General features: G+C 74.6%; 17 protein-coding genes. 11 read left to right on the forward strand and 6 right to left on the reverse strand.

Annotated elements, in window-relative coordinates; genetic code table 11:
• Nucleotides 1-31: 31 nt before the first annotated feature.
• A complete protein-coding gene (locus tag ACI796_RS03310; protein WP_456939834.1) occupies nt 32-643 on the reverse strand; it encodes a TetR/AcrR family transcriptional regulator in 612 nt (203 codons plus the stop codon).
• Nucleotides 644-664: 21 nt separating this feature from the next.
• Here ACI796_RS03310 and ACI796_RS03315 point away from each other — a divergent pair, with 21 nt between their 5' ends.
• Nucleotides 665-1,831 (forward strand): MFS transporter, encoded by a 1,167-nt coding sequence (locus ACI796_RS03315; RefSeq protein WP_456939835.1) that lies wholly within the window; start codon nt 665-667, stop codon nt 1,829-1,831.
• A 31-nt stretch (nt 1,832-1,862) separates the two neighbouring features.
• Here the strand turns inward: ACI796_RS03315 and ACI796_RS03320 are convergent, their stop codons facing one another.
• A complete protein-coding gene (locus ACI796_RS03320) occupies nt 1,863-3,035 on the reverse strand; it encodes an NAD(P)/FAD-dependent oxidoreductase (RefSeq protein WP_456939836.1) in 1,173 nt (390 codons plus the stop codon).
• Nucleotides 3,032-3,355, reverse strand: a complete 324-nt coding sequence (locus ACI796_RS03325) for a bifunctional 3-phenylpropionate/cinnamic acid dioxygenase ferredoxin subunit (RefSeq protein WP_456939837.1) — start codon at nt 3,353-3,355, stop codon at nt 3,032-3,034. Before ACI796_RS03325 ends, ACI796_RS03320 begins: the two co-directional genes overlap by 4 nt.
• A 125-nt stretch (nt 3,356-3,480) precedes the next feature.
• Between ACI796_RS03325 and ACI796_RS03330 the strand changes: the two genes are divergently transcribed.
• The 8 genes from ACI796_RS03330 to ACI796_RS03365 all read left to right on the forward strand — a co-directional run bounded on the left by ACI796_RS03330 (nt 3,481) and on the right by ACI796_RS03365 (nt 14,639).
• Entirely contained in the window at nt 3,481-4,281 is an 801-nt protein-coding gene (locus ACI796_RS03330) for an IclR family transcriptional regulator (protein WP_456939838.1), read from the forward strand.
• 196 nt (nt 4,282-4,477) lie between these two features.
• Nucleotides 4,478-5,599 carry an aromatic ring-hydroxylating oxygenase subunit alpha gene (locus tag ACI796_RS03335; RefSeq protein ID WP_456939839.1) on the forward strand — a complete coding sequence of 374 codons (1,122 nt, stop codon included), beginning with the start codon at nt 4,478-4,480 and terminating at the stop codon, nt 5,597-5,599.
• A 185-nt stretch (nt 5,600-5,784) separates the two neighbouring features.
• Complete coding sequence (locus ACI796_RS03340; RefSeq protein WP_456939840.1) at nt 5,785-7,107, forward strand: serine hydroxymethyltransferase; 1,323 nt, start codon at nt 5,785-5,787, stop codon at nt 7,105-7,107.
• Nucleotides 7,104-8,336, forward strand: a complete 1,233-nt coding sequence (locus ACI796_RS03345) for a sarcosine oxidase subunit beta family protein (RefSeq protein ID WP_456939841.1) — start codon at nt 7,104-7,106, stop codon at nt 8,334-8,336. The genes ACI796_RS03340 and ACI796_RS03345 overlap by 4 nt, the downstream gene beginning before the upstream one ends.
• A 25-nt stretch (nt 8,337-8,361) precedes the next feature.
• A complete protein-coding gene (locus tag ACI796_RS03350) occupies nt 8,362-8,640 on the forward strand; it encodes a sarcosine oxidase subunit delta (protein WP_456939842.1) in 279 nt (92 codons plus the stop codon).
• A complete protein-coding gene (locus tag ACI796_RS03355) occupies nt 8,637-11,507 on the forward strand; it encodes a 2Fe-2S iron-sulfur cluster-binding protein (protein ID WP_456939843.1) in 2,871 nt (956 codons plus the stop codon). Before ACI796_RS03350 ends, ACI796_RS03355 begins: the two co-directional genes overlap by 4 nt.
• Nucleotides 11,500-12,078, forward strand: coding sequence for a sarcosine oxidase subunit gamma (locus tag ACI796_RS03360; RefSeq protein ID WP_456939844.1), 579 nt, complete (start codon nt 11,500-11,502; stop codon nt 12,076-12,078). Before ACI796_RS03355 ends, ACI796_RS03360 begins: the two co-directional genes overlap by 8 nt.
• Nucleotides 12,079-12,170: 92 nt before the next feature.
• Nucleotides 12,171-14,639 (forward strand): GcvT family protein, encoded by a 2,469-nt coding sequence (locus tag ACI796_RS03365; protein WP_456939845.1) that lies wholly within the window; start codon nt 12,171-12,173, stop codon nt 14,637-14,639.
• A 61-nt stretch (nt 14,640-14,700) separates the two neighbouring features.
• On the opposite strand, the gene ACI796_RS03370 is transcribed toward ACI796_RS03365, so the two are convergent.
• On the reverse strand, nt 14,701-15,369 hold the full coding sequence (locus tag ACI796_RS03370) for a GntR family transcriptional regulator (RefSeq protein ID WP_456939846.1): 669 nt from the start codon (nt 15,367-15,369) through the stop codon (nt 14,701-14,703).
• Between the two features lie 126 nt (nt 15,370-15,495).
• Between ACI796_RS03370 and ACI796_RS03375 the strand changes: the two genes are divergently transcribed.
• Both ACI796_RS03375 and purU read left to right on the forward strand, forming a co-directional pair.
• Entirely contained in the window at nt 15,496-16,869 is a 1,374-nt protein-coding gene (locus ACI796_RS03375) for an L-serine ammonia-lyase (RefSeq protein WP_456939847.1), read from the forward strand.
• Between the two features lie 10 nt (nt 16,870-16,879).
• Nucleotides 16,880-17,728: a formyltetrahydrofolate deformylase gene (purU, locus tag ACI796_RS03380; protein ID WP_456939848.1), complete on the forward strand. Its 849-nt coding sequence runs from the start codon at nt 16,880-16,882 to the stop codon at nt 17,726-17,728.
• A gap of 137 nt (nt 17,729-17,865) precedes the next feature.
• On the opposite strand, the gene ACI796_RS03385 is transcribed toward purU, so the two are convergent.
• Nucleotides 17,866-18,141: a type II toxin-antitoxin system RelE family toxin gene (locus tag ACI796_RS03385; RefSeq protein ID WP_456939849.1), complete on the reverse strand. Its 276-nt coding sequence runs from the start codon at nt 18,139-18,141 to the stop codon at nt 17,866-17,868.
• Nucleotides 18,138-18,413, reverse strand: coding sequence for a type II toxin-antitoxin system Phd/YefM family antitoxin (locus ACI796_RS03390; protein ID WP_456939850.1), 276 nt, complete (start codon nt 18,411-18,413; stop codon nt 18,138-18,140). Before ACI796_RS03390 ends, ACI796_RS03385 begins: the two co-directional genes overlap by 4 nt.
• Between the last annotated feature and the right edge of the window lie 404 nt (nt 18,414-18,817).

Consider the following 18,817-nt stretch of genomic DNA (forward strand, 5'->3'; position numbering starts at 1 on the left):
CGGCGGGTCGGCGGGAGGCCGGTCGCCGGGATCAGGCGGACGGGCGGGCCGCCCCGAGCCGGCCCGTCAGCCAGTCCGCGGCCATCCGGCGGGCGCGCTGCACCGGGTCGCCGGTGTCCAGTCCGGCGGTCACCGCCTGGCGGGCGAGACGGGCCAGCGCCCCGTCGTAGAGGACGAGCAGGCCGTCGGCGACCTCGGTGGGGTCGCCGGCGCCCGCGGCCTCCGCCAGCCGGTGGAGACGCTCGGTCAGCAGCCGGGAGTCGGCGGCCGGCCACCGGTGGCCGGGATGGCCGGGCGGCAGCTCGGTGGCCGCGGCGAGGAAGGCGCAGCCGCGGCGGCCGCCCTCGGCCGCGCGGAAGCGCAGCACCGCGTCGAAGACGGACAGCAGCCGGTCGACCGGGTCGGTCCGCTCGTCGAGGACCTCGTCCCAGGCCTGCCGCCAGCGCCGGAATCGGCGCTCGAGGTAGGCGGCCACCAGCCCGTCCTTGCCGGGGAAGTGCGCGTACAGGGTCGCCGGCGACACCCGGGCGCGGGCCAGGACGGCGTCCACCCCCGTCGCGGCGATCCCGTTCTCGTAGAACAGCTCGCCGGCGGCGTCGAGCAGGCGCTCCCGGGCCGGTCGGCTCGCGGCGGCAGTGGACACGCGCCTAGTGTAACGATCGTTATGCTGAAACGATCGTTACAGCCGGTTCCCCCCGCTGCCGACCGGCCGGCGCCGCACCCGCTGGTGGTCAGCGGGCTGCTGGTCATCGCCGTGACCTACGGCCTGACCCGGTACGGGTTCGGCCTCTCCCTGCCGCAGTTCCGGTCCGACCTGGGCGTGACCTCCGGCGTGGCCGGCGGCATCGCCGCGGGCAGCTACCTCGCCTACTGCGTCGCGGCCGTCCTGGGCCTGCGACTGGTCGATCGCGGACGGGCCCGCCGGGCCCTGTGGTCCGCCGGCGTCTGCGCCGCCGTCGGTGCGCTGGTGGTCGCCGCCGCCTGGACGACACCGGTCCTGGCGGTCGGGGCGCTCGTCGCCGGCAGCGGAGCGGGCGCCGCCAGCCCGGCCCTGGTCGCCGCCGTGGCCGGGACGGTCACACCGCCCGCCGAGCCCCGCTCCCAGGCGGTGGTGAACAGCGGCACCGGGGCCGGGGTGGCCGTCGGCGGCCTGGTGGCGCTCGCCTGGCCGGGGGAGTGGCGCTGGACCTGGCTCGGCTTCGCCGGCAGCGCGCTGCTCGTGACCTGGTGGGCCGACCGGTCCGCCTGCTGGCGCGCGCGCGCCGCCGACCCCGGTCGGCCGGGGGCCGGACTGCGACCGCGGCGCCTCGCCCGCGCGCTGACCGCCGCCCTGCTCGCCGGGGCCGGCGGGGCGGGGGTGTGGACGTTCGGGCCGGACGCGACGACGGGGGCCGGGCTGTCCACCCGGGCCACCGGGCTGCTGTGGTGCCTGCTGGGCGTGGCCGCCCTCCTCGGCGGCCTGAGCGGGAGTCTCGTGCGCCGCGCCGGCCTCCCCGCCGCCTGGCTGCTCCCGACGGGGGTCACCGCCGCCGGCACGGTGCTGCTCGCCTGGCGACCGGGGAGCGTCGTGGTCGCCGCGGGGGCGCTGGCGCTGTTCGGCTGCGGCTTCGTGGCCCTGACCGGCGTGCTCATCGCCTGGGGCGGCCGGCTGGCGCCCGGGGCGGCGGCGCAGGCCACGGCCCTCCTGTTCGTCGCCCTGACCACCGGCCAGGCCGCCGGCGCCCTCCTCCTCGGCGCCGTCACCGACGTCGCCGGCACCCCGGCCGCCCTCGCCACCGCCGCCGGGCTGGTGTCGACGGCCGCGCTCGCCGCGCCCCGCGGTCGCCGGTAGCTCTCCGAACCGGCCGGGGGTCGGCCAGGGGTCAGGACGCGGCGGGCACGGCCGAACGCAGCTGCCGGCGCCACCGGGTGAACAGGCGCGGCTGGTCCATCCCGAGGACGGCCACGGGTTGTCCCTCGCGCTCGTAGACCACCAGGAAGCAGCGGTCGGCGCAGCTGCCCTCCAGCACGCGGGGGACGTCGCCCTCGCGGCGCGAACCCGCGAACTGGATGCGGACGCCGTACTGGTCGGACCAGAAGTAGGGCACCGGCGTCGGCGCGGGTGCCCCGGTGCCCAGCAGCGTGGCGACCGCGGCGGCCGGTTGCTCCAGGGCGTGGGTCCAGTGCTCGGTCCGGACGTGCCGCTCCGCGGAGGGCGACCACGTCGCGGCGCAGTCGCCGGCCGCGACCACGCCGGGGACGTCCGTCGCACCGCGGGGGTCGGTGAGGACGCCGTCGCCGAGGGCCACGCCGGACCCGGCGAGCCACTCGGTGTTCGGGACGGCCCCGATCCCCACGACCACCACGTCGGCGGGCAGCCGCCTGCCGTCGGTCAGTTCGACGGCCTCGACCCTGCCGCTGCCCACCAGGCCGGCGACCCCGATGCCGACGATCAGGCGGGTGCCGTGGTCGGCGTGCAGCCCGGCGCAGACCGCGCCCACGTCGGCGCCCAGCGGGCCGGCGAGCGGGACGGGCAGGGCCTCGACGACGGTGACCTCCAGCCCCAGCCTGCGGGCGGTGGAGGCGACCTCCGCCCCGATGAAGCCGGCGCCGATCACGACCAGACGCCCGCCGGCGGTCAGGTCCTCGCGCAGGGCGACGGCGTCGTCCAGCGAGCGCAGCACGTGCACGCCGTCGAGCCGCTCGGCGCCGGGCAGGCGCCGGGCGCGGGCCCCGGTGGCGAGGACGACGCCGTCGGCCCGGACCTCGGTGCCGTCGCCCAGCAGCACCGTGCGGGTGGCGCGGTCCAGGCCGATTGCCGGGGTGCCCAGGCGCCACTCGAGGTCGAGGCCGTCGTCGTCGGGCACGCCCAGGGCGATGTCGTCCGGTGACGCCGCGCCGGCCAGGAACTCCTTGGACAGCGGGGGGCGGTCGTAGGGCGCGTGCGCCTCGTCGCCGACGACGACGACCCGGCCCTCGTAGCCCTGGTCACGCAGGGCCCGCGAGGCGGAGAGGCCGGCCAGGGAGGCCCCGACGACGGCGACCGTGGAGGTCACGCGGCCCCCTCCTCCCCGACGTCCGCGGGCTGCACGTACAGCAGGCCGTCCTCCACCACGACCCGGTGCGTGCGGACCGGCGTCCTGGCCGGCGGGCCGGACACCTTCCCGGTGCGCAGGTCGAAGCAGGAGGCGTGCAGGGGGCACTCCACGGCGCAGCCCTCCAGCCACCCGTCGGCCAGCGAGGCGTCCTGGTGGGTGCACGTGTCGTCGATCGCGTAGAACTCGCCGTCGACGTTGAAGACCGCGATGGGCTCCTCGGCCTCGACGCGGATCGCCTCGCCGGGCGGCAACGCGGTCGTGGGGCAGACCAGGATCATGGGCGCTCCAGGCTCACTGTTGCGGATGTTGCAACGATGCGCTGATGGCGCAACAGCATGGCCCCGCGGTGTCCCCTCGTCAAGAGACGGGACGACCCCCACCGCCCGCCACCTACGCTGAGGTCATGAGCGGGCCGCAGGAGGAGAACGGGGAGCGTGGCTCGGTCGCCGTCGTCCAGTCCGTGGACCGGGCCCTGAGCGTCCTGGAGATCCTCGCGGCCCACGGGGAGGCCGGCGTCACCGAGATCGCCGCGGAGCTCGGTGTGCACAAGTCCACCGCCTTCCGGCTGGTGGCCGCGCTCGAGGGCCGGGGCTTCGTCGAGCAGATGGCCGACCGTGGCAAGTACCGGCTGGGCTTCGGCGTCGTGCGCCTGGCCGGCGCGGCCGCCGCCCAGCTGGACATCGCCCGGGAGGGGCGGCCGATCTGCCAGGCGCTGGCCGCCGACCTCGAGGAGACCGTCAACATCGCCATCCTGGACGGCGACCGCGCCGTGAACGTCAGTCAGGCCCGCGGGCCGGCGGCGCTCAGCACGCACAACTGGGTGGGACAGGGCACCCCCCTGCACGCGACGTCGAGCGGCAAGGTGCTCCTGGCGCACGCTCCCGACACCGTCCGCAAGGGCGTGCTCTCCCGCGAGCTGCAGCGCTTCACCGCCACCACGGTCACCGATCCCGAGGTGCTGCGGCAGGACCTGGACCGGATCGTCGAGCAGGGGTGGGGGTCCACGGTCGAGGAGTACGAGGTCGGGCTCAGCGCCGTCGCGGCACCCGTCCGGGGTGCGGACGGGGACGTGGTCGCCGCCCTCAGCGTCTCGGGGCCGTCGTTCCGGATGGCTCCGGAGGACCACCCGGCCATCGCCCGGCGGGTGGTCGCGGGCGCCGACGAGCTGAGCCGGAGGCTGGGCTTCTTCCGCCAGCCCCGCTGACCCACGGGTCTCGGGTCCCGAGGATCGGCACAGCTTCCGGGCTGTTGCGTCTGACGCGATCCGCTGAGTAATGTGCAACACACCGGTCGTCCTGCGCTGAGCGCGGACGGCGACCGTGGTTCGTCGCAGGCGATGCGTCGTGCGACGTCTGGCGTGTCCTCCACACCGCACCGCCCGACGGAACCCGAGGTGCCGTATGACCACCACCGACCAGCCCGCGAGCCTCATCTCCACCCTGCCGGGCCACTACTACACCGACCCCGCCGTCTTCGCGCTGGAGCAGTCCCGCGTTCTCGAGGACATGTGGTTCGGCGCCGTGCGCTCGAGTGACCTCCCGACACCCGGGTCCTTCCGGAAGGTCCAGGTGGGACGGGAGAGCGTGCTCGTGGTCCGCAGCCGGGACGGGCGGCTGCGGGCGTTCCTCAACGTCTGCCGGCACCGCGGCGCGCAGATCTGCACGGAGGACTCGGGCACGGTCCGGCGGGCCTTCCAGTGCCCCTACCACGCCTGGACCTACGACCTCGAGGGCAAGCTGGTCGCGGCCCCCAACCTGACGAAGATGCCCGACGTCGACCGCGTCGAGTACGGCCTCGTGCCGGTGGCCCTGCGCGAGTGGCTGGGCTACGCGTGGGTGTGCCTGGCGGACGAGCCCCCGTCCTTCGAGGACGACGTCGTGGGCGCCGTCGCCGAGCGCCTCGGGGACGCGCGGGCGATCGACCGCTACGAGCTGGACTCGCTGTCCGTCGGGCGCCGCATCACCTACGAGGTGAAGGCGAACTGGAAGCTCGTCATCGAGAACTTCATGGAGTGCTACCACTGCGCGACGATCCACCCCGAGCTCACCGAGGTGCTCCCGGAGTTCGCCGACGGGTACGCCGCGCAGTTCTTCGTCGGTCACGGCGCCGAGTTCGGGGACGACGTCCAGGGCTTCACCGTCGACGGCGGCGAGGGCTTCGGCCGGCTCCCGGGCGTCGAGGAGGACCAGGACCGCCGCTACTACGCCATCACGGTCAAGCCGACCGTCTTCGTGAACCTGGTGCCCGACCACGTCGTCTTCCACCGGATGTTCCCGGTGGCGGTCGACCGGACGATCGTCGAGTGCGACTGGCTGTACTCCCGCGAGGTGGTCGAGTCCGGCAGGGACGTCAGCCGGTCGGTGGAGCTGTTCCACCGGGTGAACGAGCAGGACTTCGCCGCCTGCGAGCGGACCCAGCCGGCCATGTCCTCCCGGGCCTACGCCCGCGGCGGGGTGCTGGTGCCCTCCGAGCACCACATCGGGCTCTTCCACGAGTGGCTGACGCAGCGCCTGGCGGGGTGAGTCCGCACGCGACGCCGAGGGGCCGGGAGGACGACGTCCTCCCGGCCCCTCCGTCGTCCGGCCGGTCGCGGTGTCCGTGGTCCCGCCTCCCGGGGACCCCTTGACCCCGCACGGCCGCCGCCCTACGGTGTTGGACGACTGATATACCAGTCCTCATCCCAGTTCCACGACAGGGAGGACCCGGCATGGTCGTCCAGGTTGACGTCGCCCCGCCGGCCGTGGGGGACCGCGTGCTCGACCGGTCGCTGGCGGACACCGACCCGGAGGTGTCCGCCGCGATCTCCGCCGAGCTGACCCGGCAGCAGACCACGCTGGAGATGATCGCCAGCGAGAACTCCGCCCCGGTGGCCGTCATGGAGGCCCAGGGCTCGGTGCTGACCAACAAGTACGCCGAGGGCTACCCGGGCCGGCGGTACTACGGCGGCTGCGAGCACGTGGACGTCGTCGAGCAGCTGGCCGTCGACCGGCTGAAGGCGTTGTTCGGCGCGGAGTACGCGAACGTGCAGCCGCACTCGGGGGCGCAGGCCAACGCCGCGGCGATGTCCGCCCTGCTGGAGCCCGGCGACACCATCCTCGGGCTGGACCTCGCCCACGGCGGCCACCTGACCCACGGGATGAGGCTCAACTTCTCCGGCAAGCTCTACGACGTCGCCGCCTACCACGTGGGCCGTGAGGACCACCGGGTCGACATGGCCGAGGTGGAGGAGCTGGCACGGGAGCGGCGGCCCCGGCTCGTCGTCGCCGGCTGGTCGGCCTACCCGCGGCACTTGGACTTCGCCGAGTTCCGCCGGATCGCCGACGAGGTCGGCGCGTACCTCATGGTGGACATGGCGCACTTCGCCGGGCTGGTCGCCGCCGGGCTGCACCCGTCGCCGGTGCCGCACGCGCACGTCGTCACCTCGACCACCCACAAGACCCTCGGCGGCCCGCGCGGCGGCGTCATCCTGGCCACCGCCGACCTGGCGAAGAGGCTCAACTCGTCGGTCTTCCCCGGCCAGCAGGGCGGGCCCCTGGAGCACGTGATCGCCGCCAAGGCGGTCGCCTTCAAGCTGGCCGGGGAGCCGGCCTTCCGGGAGCGCCAGGAGCGCACCCTCGCCGGCGCCCGGATCCTGGCCGACCGGCTCCTGGCGCCCGACTCCCGCGCGGCCGGCATCGACGTGGTCAGCGGCGGTACCGACGTCCACCTCGTCCTCGTCGACCTGCGGGGGTCGGAGCTCGACGGCCGGCAGGCCGAGGACCGGCTGCACTCCGTCGGCATCACCGTCAACCGCAACGCCGTGCCCTTCGACCCCCGCCCGCCGATGGTCAGCTCGGGCGTGCGCATCGGCACCCCGGCGCTGGCCGCCCGCGGCTTCGGCCCCGACGACTTCGCGGAGGTCGCCGACGTGGTCGCCACCGCGCTGCGGCCCTCGGTGGACGGGCAGCAGCTCGCCGGCCTCCGCGCGCGGGTCGCCCGGCTGGCCGACCGCCACCCGCTCTACCCCGACCTGACGGAGGTCCCGCGATGAGCCCCCGCACGCCCGGCGCGGACCTGCCCGAGCACCCGGACGTCCTCTGGCGCAGCCCCGAGCCGAAGCGCTCCTACGACGTGGTCGTCGTCGGCGGCGGCGGGCACGGCCTGGCGACCGCGCACTACCTGGCGAAGGACCACGGCATCACGGACGTCGCGGTGCTGGAGAAGGGGTGGCTGGCCGGCGGCAACATGGCCCGCAACACCACGATCATCCGGTCCAACTACCTGTGGGACGAGAGCTCGGCGATCTACGAGCACGCCCTGCAGCTGTGGGAGGGGCTCGAGGAGGACCTCGGCTACCCGATCCTGTTCAGCCAGCGCGGCGTGCTCAACCTCGCCCACACCCTGCAGGACGTCCGCGACAGCGTGCGCCGGGTGGAGGCCAACAAGCTCAACGGCATCGACGCGGAGTGGCTGGAGCCCGACGAGGTCCGCAAGATCTGCCCGGTCGTCAACACCTCGGCCGACATCCGCTACCCGGTCCTGGGGGCCACCTACCAGCCGCGCGCCGGCATCGCCAAGCACGACTACGTCGCCTGGGGCTTCGCCCGCCGGGCCGACCAGGCCGGCGTCGACCTGGTCCAGGACTGCGAGGTCACCGGGTTCGCCACCGACGGCGACCGGGTCACCGGGGTGCACACCACCCGCGGCACGATCGCCGCCGGCCGGGTCGTCCTCTGCGCGGCCGGCCACACCTCCGTGCTCACCGACATGCTGGGCATCCGCGTGCCACTGCAGAGCCACCCCCTCCAGGCGCTGGTGTCCGAGCTGCTCGAGCCGGTGCACCCCACGGTCGTCATGTCCAACGCCGTGCACGTGTACGTCTCCCAGGCGCACAAGGGCGAGCTGGTCATGGGCGCCGGGATCGACTCCTACAACGGCTACGGCCAGCGCGGCGCCTTCCACGTGATCGAGCGGCAGATGGCCGCCGCGGTCGAGCTCTTCCCGGTCTTCGCGCGGGCGCACCTGCTGCGCACCTGGGCCGGCATCGTCGACGTCAGCCCCGACGCCTCGCCGATCGTCGGCCGCGCCGGCTACGACAACCTCTACCTCAACTGCGGCTGGGGCACCGGCGGGTTCAAGGCCACGCCCGGCATCGGCTCGGCCCTGGCGCACACCGTCGCCCACGGCGAGCCCCACCCGTACGTCGCGCCGTTCGGCCTCGACCGCTTCGTCACCGGCGTGCTCGTCGACGAGCACGGCGCCGCCGCCGTCGCCCACTGAACGCCCACTGCCCCAGGAGTCCTCCGTGCAACTCATCGCGTGCCCGTGGTGCGGCCCCCGCGAGGAGGTCGAGTTCCACTACGGCGGCCAGGCCCACGTCCCGTACCCGGAGGAGCCGGCCGCGCTCTCCGACGAGGAGTGGGCGTACTACGTCTTCTTCCGCGCCAACCCCCGGGGCCGCTTCGCCGAGCGCTGGCACCACAGCGCCGGCTGCCGCCGCTGGTTCAACGCGGTCCGCGACACCGCCACCTACCGCTTCGAGCGCGTCTACCGTCTCGACGACCCCAGGCCGGTGACCCCGTGACCAGCCCCTTCCGCACCGCCGAGGGCGGCCGCGTGGACCGCGCCACCACGGTCGAGTTCACCTTCGACGGGGAGACCCTCCGCGGCCACCCCGGCGACACCCTCGCCTCGGCGCTGCTCGCCGACGGCCGGCACCGGGTCGCCACCAGCGTCAAGCTCGGCCGCCCCCGCGGCATCGCCGCGGCCTGGGCCGAGGACCCGGGCGGCCTCGTGCAGATCGAGGAGCCCTTCCCCGAGCCGATGCTGCTGGCCACCACCGTGGAGCTCTTCGACGGGCTGGCCGCCTCCGGCCTGCCGGGGCAGGGCCGCCTCGCCGACGTCCCCGACTCCGCCCGCTACGACGCGGTCCACCACCACGTCGACGTGCTGGTCGTGGGAGCGGGGCCCGCCGGGCTGGCCGCCGCGCTGACCGCCGCCCGGGCCGGAGCCCGCGTCGCCCTGGTGGACGAGCAGTCCGAGGCCGGCGGCTCGCTGCTGTCGGGCACCGACCGGCTCGACGGCGTCCCGGCGCTGGACTGGGTGGCGGACGCGGTCGCGGAACTGGCCGCGCACCCGGAGGTGCTGCACCTGCAGCGCACCACCGCGTTCGGCAGCTACGACGACGGCTTCGTCCTGGCGCTCGAGCGGCGCACCGACCACCTCGGCGCCGCCGCGCCCAGGCACGTCTCCCGCCAGCGGGTGTGGCGCCTCCGGGCGCGCTCGGTCGTCGTCGCGACGGGGGCGCACGAGCGTCCGGTCGTGTTCGCCGACAACGACCGCCCCGGGACCATGCTCGCCGGCGCCGCCCGCACGTTCCTGCACCGCTACGGCGTGCTGCCCGGCCGCGAGGCCGTCGTGTTCACCACGAACGACAGCGCCTACGACGCCGCCCTCGACCTGTCCCGCGCCGGCGTGCGGGTGCAGGCGGTGGTCGACGCCCGGCCGGAGGGCTCGCCGCGCCGGCGCGAGGAGTGCGAGCGCGCCGGTGTCCGGGTGCTGCCCGGCGCCGTGGTCACCGGCACGCGCGGCGTCGAGCGGGTCACCCACGCCCTCGTCGCCCCGTTCACCGACGGAGAGGTCGGCGCCGCCGGCGAGATCGCCTGCGACCTGCTCCTGGTCAGCGGGGGCTGGAACCCCGCGGTGCACCTGTTCAGCCAGGCCCGCGGCCGGCTCCGCTACGACGAGACCCTCGGCGCCTTCCTCCCCGGGGAGGAGCTCGACGGCCTGTCGGTCGCCGGCTCGGCCGCCGGCGTCCTCGACCTGGCCGGGTGCCTGGCCGACGGGCAGCGGGTGACCCGCCGGGCCCTGGCGGAGCTGGGCATCCCGCCGGTGGGGGAGGACCGGCTGCCCGCCGCCCCGGAGCCCGCCGCCCCGGCCGCGCCGCTGGTCCTGTGGCGGGTGCCGGACACCTCCGGCGCCGGGGGCAGCACCTCGTTCGTCGACCTGCAGCGCGACGCGACGGTCGCCGACATCGCCCGCGCGGTCGGCGCCGGCCTGCGCTCCATCGAGCACGTCAAGCGCTACACGACCATCGGGACGGCGCACGACCAGGGCAAGACCTCCGGCGTCCTCACCTCGGGGATCACCGCCGAGCTGCTCGGCATCCCGGTCCAGGACACCGGCACCACCACCTCCCGGCCGCCCTACACCCCGGTCGCCTTCGCCGCGCTCGCCGGCCGCGACCGGGGCCGGCTCTTCGACCCCGAGCGGGTCACCGCACTGCACGACCGGCACGTGGCGGCCGGGGCGGTCTTCGAGGACGTCGGCCAGTGGAAGCGGCCCCGCTACTACCCGCGGCCCGGCGAGGACATGGAGACCGCGGTCCTCCGGGAGTGCGCCGCGGCCCGCACCGGCGTCGGGATCCTCGACGGCTCCACCCTCGGCAAGATCGACGTCCAGGGCCCCGACGCCGCCGTCCTCCTCGACCGGCTCTACACGAACCTGATGAGCAGCCTGAAGGTCGGCTCGGTCCGCTACGGCGTCATGTGCGGCGTCGACGGCATGGTCATCGACGACGGCACGGTGCTGCGCCTGGCCGAGGACCGCTTCCTCGTGCTGACCACCACCGGCGGCGCGGCCAAGGTCCTCGACTGGATGGAGGAGTGGCTGCAGACCGAGTGGCCGGACCTGCGGGTCCGCTGCACCTCGGTCACCGAGCAGTGGGCCACCCTCCCCGTCGTCGGCCCGCGCTCCCGCGACGTCGTCGGCGCCGTCTTCCCCGAGGTGGACGTCTCCGCCGCGGCGTTCCCGTTCATGACCTGGCGGGACACCACGCTGGAGGGCGTGCCGGTCCGGCTGGCCCGGATCAGCTTCTCCGGCGAGCTCGCCTTCGAGGTCTACGTCAACCCCTGGTACGCGGTCGCGGTCTGGGAGCGGCTGCTCGAGGCCGGCCGCCCGTACGGCATCACGCCGTACGGCACGGAGACCATGCACGTGCTCCGCGCGGAGAAGGGCTACCCGATCATCGGGCAGGACACCGACGGCACCGTCACCCCGCACGACCTCGGCATGGCGTGGGCGGTCTCCAAGAAGAAGCCGGACTTCGTCGGCAAGCGCTCCTTCGCCCGCCCGGCCAACGCCGACCCGCTGCGCAAGCAGCTGGTCGGGCTGCTGCCCGTGGACCGGCGGACCGTGCTGCCGGAGGGGTCCCAGATCGTGGAGTTCCGCGCCGACGGCGCGTTGCCGCCCCCGCCGGTCCCGATGCTCGGCCACGTCACCTCCAGCTACCGCAGCGCCGAGCTCGCCCGCCCCTTCGCCCTCGCCCTGGTCGAGGGCGGCCGGGACCGCATCGGCGACACCGTGCACGTCCCCGTCGACGGCACCCTCGTCCCGGTCGAGGTCACCGGCTCGGTGCTGGTCGATCCCGAAGGAGCCCGCCGCGATGGCTGAGCTGACGCGCACCCACCCCCTCGAGGCACGGACCGCCGCCTTCGGGCGCCTGCCCGAGACCGTCGGCATCGCCGTCGAGCCGTTCGTCGCGATGACCGACGTCCGGCTCGCCACCGTGGACGCCGCGGCGACGGCGGCACTCGGCGTCGCCCTGCCGACGACCCCGAACACCTGGGTGCCGGCCGGCGCGGGGCGGGCCGTCTGGCTCGGCCCCGACGAGTGGCTGCTGACCAGCACCACCGAGGCGCCCGAGGAGCTCGAGGCCCGGGTCCGCGCCGCCGTCCTCCCGCTGGGCGGCTCCGCGACGGACGTCTCCGCCCAGCGGATCGGCCTGCGGCTCACGGGGTCGCGGGTGCGCGACGTCCTCGCCAAGGGCTGCTCGATCGACCTGCACCCGCGGGTGTTCGGCCGGGGGAGCAGCGCCCAGACCACGCTCGGCCGGGCGGGCGTCGTCCTGCTGGGCCTGTCGGACACCGGCGACGACGTCGTCGTCCTCGTCCTCGTCCGGTCCTCCTTCGCCGGCTACCTGGCCGACTGGCTGCTCGACGCGGCCCTCGAGTTCACCCACTGATGAAGGACCCCTCTGCCCCCCGCCCCCCGCAGGCTCGCGGCGGGACCCTGCAGAGGGGCCGACCTGATCCTCCGGCAGTCAGGAGCGCAGCAATGTCCGCCACCCCTCGTGTCGTGATCATCGGAGCGGGGATCGTCGGCGCCAACCTGGCCGACGAGCTGACCGCCCGGGGCTGGGACCGCGTCACCGTGCTCGACCAGGGACCGATCCCGCTGACCGGGGGCTCCACGTCCCACGCGCCCGGGCTGGTGTTCCAGACCAACGCCTCCAGGACCATGACGGCGTTCGCGCGCTACACCGTGGAGAAGTTCCTGGGCCTCGACGTCGACGGCGCCTGGTGCTTCAACCAGGTCGGCGGGCTCGAGGTGGCCACCACACCGGAGCGGCTCGCCGACCTGCACCGCAAGCAGGGCTGGGCCACCTCGTGGGGTGTCGAGGCGCGGGTGGTCGACGTCGACGAGTGCGTGCGGCTGCACCCGCTGGTCGACCCCGACCGCATCCTCGGCGGCCTGCACGTCCCCACCGACGGCCTGGCCAGGGCGTCCCGGGCGGTCGTCGCCCTGGCCCGCCGCGCCGAGGGCCGGGGCGCCCGCTTCCAGGGGTCGACCCGGGTGACCGGCATCGAGCAGGCCGGCGGCCGGGTGACCGGTGTCCGGACCCCGGACGGCGTCGTCCCCGCCGACCTCGTCGTCTCCTGCGCCGGCTTCTGGGGGCAGGAGCTCGGCGCGATGGTCGGGATGGACGTCCCCCTGCTGCCGCTGGCCCACCAGTTCGTCTGGACCGGCCAGGTGCCCGGCCTCGTCGGCCGCAACGACGAGATCGGCGAGGCGAGCCTGCCGATCCTGCGCCACCAGGACCAGGACCTCTACTTCCGGGAGCGCGCCGACCGCCTCGGGATCGGGTCCTACGCCCACCGGCCGATGCCCGTCGACCTGCGCGAGCTGCCCCAGGGGGACGGCGTCCGCGAGTCCGCGATGCCCTCGATGCTGCCCTTCACCGAGGAGGACTTCGCCCCGGCCTGGGAGCAGAGCCGGCTGCTGCTGCCCTCGCTGCGCTCGTCGAAGATCGACAGCGGCTTCAACGGCGTCTTCTCGTTCACCCCCGACGGCGCCCCGCTGATCGGGGAGTCGCGGGACGTGGCGGGGTTCTGGATCGCCGAGGCGGTCTGGGTGACCCACTCGGCCGGGGTGGCCCGCTCGGTGGCCCAGCTGCTCGTCGACGGCCGCAGCGAGCTCGACCTGCACGGCTGCGACGTGCACCGCTTCGAGGACGTGCAGCTCGCGCCGGAGTACGTCAGCGAGACCTCGCAGCAGAACTTCGTCGAGGTCTACGACGTGGTCCACCCGCTGCAGCCGCGGCTGTCCCCGCGCGACCTCCGGGTCAGCCCGTTCCACGCCCGGCAGCAGGAGCTCGGCGCGGTCTTCCTCGAGGCCGCCGGCTGGGAGCGGCCGCACTGGTACGAGGCCAACGCGCACCTGGTGGACGAGCTGCCCGCGGAGTGGGTCCCGCCGGAGCGCGACACGTGGGCGGGGCGGTTCTGGTCCCCGATCGCAGCGGCGGAGGCGTGGAAGACCCGCACCGCCGTGGCCGTGTACGACATGACGCCGCTCAAGCGGCTCGAGGTCAGCGGCCCCGGCGCCCTCACCCTGCTGCAGCGGCTGACGACGGGGGAGATGGACAAGTCCGTCGGGTCGGTGACCTACACGCTCGCCCTCGACGAGGCCGGCGGCATCCGCAGCGACCTCACCGTGGCCCGGCTGGGGGAGCAGCTGTTCCAGGTCGGCGCCAACGGCCCCCTCGACCTCGACCACCTCCTGCGCCAGGCGCCCGACGACGGCAGCGTGCAGGTCCGCGACGTCACCGGCGGCACGTGCTGCATCGGCCTGTGGGGCCCGCGGGCGCGCGACCTGGTCCAGCGGGTCAGCTCCGACGACTTCTCCCGGGACGGGCTGAGGTACTTCCGCGCCAAGCGGGCCCGGATCGGGGGGGTGCCGGTGACGGCGATGCGGCTGTCCTACGTCGGGGAGCTCGGCTGGGAGCTCTACACCGGCGCCGACACCGGCCGGCGGCTGTGGGACGTGCTGTGGCGCGCCGGCCAGGACCTCGGCGTGGTCGCCGCGGGCCGCGCGGCCTTCAACAGCCTCCGGCTGGAGAAGGGCTACCGCGCCTGGGGCCACGACATGACCACCGAGCACGACCCGTACGAGGCCGGCCTCGGGTTCGCCGTCCGCCGCCAGAAGGAGGCCGACTTCGTCGGGCGGGCGGCACTCGCCGGGAAGGGCGAGGACACGGTGAGCCGCCGGCTGTCCTGCCTGACGATCGACGACGGCCGCAGCGTCGTCCTCGGCCACGAGCCGGTCCTCGTGGACGGCGCTCCGGCCGGCTACGTGACCAGCGCGGCCTTCGGGCACACCATCGGCAGGCCGATCGCCTACGCCTGGCTGCCGGCCTCGGCGACCGTCGGCACGAGGGTCGAGATCGAGTACTTCGGCCGCCGCATCCCGGCGACCGTCACCGCCGAGCCGCTCGTCGACCCGGAGATGACCCGCATCCGCGCCTGAGGGAGGGGCCGGGTCCCCGCCGCCGGCCCGCTCGCGGGCCGGTGGGGACCGGGGCGTCCGTTCAGATGACGGCGCGGATCGTCCGCTCGAAGCCGAGGACGTGCTCGCGGGCGAGCTCGTCGGCCCGGTCGGCGTCCCCGGCGGCGATCGCCCGGAGCAGCTCCACGTGTTCCCGCACGTGCACGTCCACGGTGGGGAGCCGGTCGAGGAACAGGCAGAAGATCCGCGTCGCCAGGTTGTCGTACCGGATCAGGACGTCCTCGAGGTGGGGGTTGCCCGCGGCCCGGTAGATGGTCCGGTGCACCGCCAGGTCCCACCGCATGAGCTCGGCCCGGCCGACCTCGGTGACGTCCAGCTGCTCGATGTGGGCGGCCAGCTCCTCGAGGCCGGCCGTCCCGGTCCGGGGAGCGCGCTCGGCGGCCCGGCGGGCGGCCAGCGGCTCGAGCTGCGCCCGGATCTCGGAGATGTGGGCCAGGTCGGAGATGTCCATGCCGGTCGCGAACGTGCCCCGCCGCGGGTAGGACACCACGAGCCGGTCGCCCTCCAGCCGCTTGAGCGCCTCGCGGACCGGGGTGCGGCCCACGCCCAGCGCCCCGGCCAGCTCGTCGTCGTCGATCGGGTCGCCCGGGCGGATGTCGAGCATGATCAGCCGGTCCCGGATCGCCACGTAGGCCCTGTCCGCCAGGGAGGTGGCGGCCGACGGGTCCGACTCCAGCGGTGCGGCGGTCACGCGCAGATCGTAGAGGCGGACGGCCATCGGGTCTTGCCTCGCCAGAGGGATCGACATACCGTCATCCTACTACTGATATACCAACTGTGTACCTGAGCCGGTGACGGCGGGGGAGCGGGAGGCACGGTGACCATCAGCGCCTTCGACCTCTTCAGGGTCGGGATCGGGCCCTCCAGCTCGCACACCGTCGGTCCCATGCGGGCCGCCCGCGCCTTCGCCGCGCGCCTGGTCGAGGACGGGGTGCTCGGGCGGGTGGCCGGCGTCCGGTGCGAGCTGTTCGGCTCGCTCGGCGCCACCGGTCACGGCCACGGCAGCGTGCCGGCCGTCGTCCTCGGCCTCGAGGGCGAGCGGCCCGACCTCGTCGACCCGGTCGCGGCCGGGCCGCGGGTCGAGACGATCCGCCGCGAGGGGGAGCTCCGGCTGGCCGGCGAGCACCCCGTCGCGTTCTGCGTGGACGACGACGTCGTCCTCCACCGGCGCAGGCGGCTGGACTTCCACAGCAACGGGATGCTCTTCCGGGCCGTCGACGCCGACGGGGCGGAGCTCTGCCGCCGCGAGTACTACTCGGTGGGCGGCGGCTTCGTCCTCGACGAGGACGAGGCCGGCCACCCGGTGCGCGTCGAGGACGCCACGCCGGTGCGCCACCCGTTCCGCAGCGGCGAGGAGCTCCTGGCGCGCACCCGGGAGACCGGGCTGCGGATCAGCGACGTGATGCTGGCCAACGAGCTCTCCTGGCGGAGCGAGGCGGAGGTCCGCGCCGGGCTGCTGCACGTCTGGGCGGTGATGCAGGAGTGCGTGGAGCGCGGCACCCGGACCACCGGCGTCCTGCCCGGGGGGCTGCGGGTCCGCCGGCGCGCGGCCGCGCTGCGCGCCCAGCTGGAGACGCACACGGACGAGACCGACCCGCTCCGTGCGATGGAGTGGGTCACCCTCTACGCCCTGGCGGTCAACGAGGAGAACGCCGCCGGCGGGCGGGTGGTCACCGCGCCGACCAACGGCGCCGCCGGGATCGTCCCGGCCGTCCTGCACTACTACCGCGACTTCGTCCCCTCCTGCTCCGAGGACGGGGTGGTGCGGTTCCTGCTCACCGCCGCGGCGATCGGGCTGCTGTTCAAGGAGAACGCCTCGATCTCCGGTGCGGAGGTGGGCTGCCAGGGCGAGGTCGGCTCGGCCTGCTCCATGGCCGCCGCCGGTCTCGCCGAGGTGCTCGGCGGGACGCCGGAGCAGGTGGAGAACGCCGCCGAGATCGGCATCGAGCACAACCTCGGACTCACCTGCGACCCCGTCGGCGGGCTGGTGCAGATCCCGTGCATCGAGCGCAACGCCGTCGGCTCGGTCAAGGCCGTCACCGCGGCCCGCATGGCCGTGCGCGGGGACGGCCGGCACCACGTCTCGCTCGACAAGGCCATCACGACGATGCGCACGACCGGCGCCGACATGAAGGACGAGTACAAGGAGACCGCCCGAGGCGGGCTGGCCCTCAACCTCGTCGAGTGCTGAGGAGGCACCCGTGACCCACCCGTTCACGCTCACGCTGAGCTGCCAGGAGCGCCCGGGCATCGTGCGCGCGGTCAGCTCGTTCCTGTTCGAGCACGGCTGCGACATCGTCGAGCACCAGCAGTTCGACGACGCCGTCCGCGGCCAGCTGTTCCTGCGGACGGCGTTCATCTGCTCGCAGGACACCGACGCCGACCGCCTGTCGGCGGGGTTCGGTCCGGTGGCCGACGAGTTCGGCATGACCTACCAGGTCACCGGTGACCAGCCGCAGCGCGTGCTCGTCATGGTGTCCAGGCTCGGCCACTGCCTCAACGACCTGGTCTTCCGCTGGCGGGCCGGCAGCCTCGGCGCCGACCTGGTCGCCGTGGTCTCCAACCACGAGGACCTGCGCCCGATGGCCGAGGCGGCCGGGCTGCCGTTCTCCCACGTGCCGGTCACGCCGGCGACCCGGCGGGAGGCCGAGGCGCGGCTGCTCGAGCTGGTCGACGAGCACCGGGCCGACCTGGTGGTGCTCGCCCGGTACATGCAGGTGCTCTCCGACGAGACGTGCGCCGCGCTGCACGGCCGGATGATCAACATCCACCACTCGTTCCTGCCGGGCTTCAAGGGCGCCAAGCCCTACCACCAGGCCTTCGACCGCGGCGTGAAGCTCGTCGGCGCGACGGCCCACTACGTCACGCCCGACCTGGACGAGGGGCCGATCATCGAGCAGGAGGTCATCCGCATCGACCACACCTTCGACCCGCGCGCCCTCGCCACGGTCGGCCAGGACGCCGAGGCCCTGGCGCTGTCCCGGGCGGTGCGCTGGCACAGCGAGCGGCGGGTGCTGCTCAACGGCCAGAGCACCGTCGTCTTCCGCTGACCCGGTCGTGCACGGCCCGGGATCAGGCGTTCCCGTCGGCCGGCTGCCGGGCCCGGTCGGGCTGCACCCGCATCGGCTCGCCCCGGCATCGTGGGGGACCGAGATCCGCACGCGCCCGCGCCGGCAGGATCGATCGGTCAGCCGTAGACGTCGGCGCGGTGCGAGATGCGCACGACCCTGACGAGGACCTCGTCGTCGTGGATCGAGTAGATGACGCGGTACTGGCCCCGCCGCGCGGACCAGTAGCCCTCGAGTTCGAACCGCAGCGGCTTCCCGACGCGGTACGGGTCCGCGGCCAGCGGCCCGTAGAGGAAGTCGACGACCGCGACAGCCACCCGCTCGGGGAGGTCTCGCTCGATGGCCCGCTCGGCCGCCGCCGAGAGGACGACGGTGTGGTGACGAGGGCCGGTCACCGCCGGCGGGCCGCGAGTGCGGCCCGCACCTCGGCCTCGCCGTAGACCTCACCGGCGGCCATCGCCGCCTCGGCCTCCCTGATGTCCGAGCGCGCTCGGGGATCGGAGAGGACCTCCAACGTCTCCATCAGGGACTCGTAGTCCTCGACGGCGAGGATGACCGCGACCGGAGTGCCGTTCCTGGTGATGGTGACGCGCTCGTGCGTGGCGGCGACCTCGTCGATCACCTGGCTGAAGTGCGCCTTGACCGCCGCCAGCGACTGCGTCGTCATGACCCTTATCCTAGTCAACACGCCACCTACGGTCGAGGAGCCGGGCGGGGGACCGCCGGGCGACGCGGCGCGGAGGAAACCTCCCCGTCGGTGGGTCGACGACGGTCGTGATCCAGCCCCGTGCTGCGACGTGGAGGCTCCAGGTCCCCAGGCCGTCCTCGTCGGGATCGATCGCTGCTGCACCCGGACGCGAGAGCACGACGGCGGTGTGGGCTCGGGCGTGCGAGGGACCCTCGACGACGAGCGTGCTGCGGAGTCGGCGGACGAGGTCGACCACGGGGGGCTCGGGTCGCGGAGGCGCGCCGGTCGAGGTCAGGACCCACCCGAGCCTGGGACCGGACGAGTCGAGCCAGAAGAGGGACGGGGTCCGCCCGTCGACTGCGTGCTCGGACAGGACCTCCGCC

The organism is Geodermatophilus sp. SYSU D00525 (assembly GCF_054050475.1).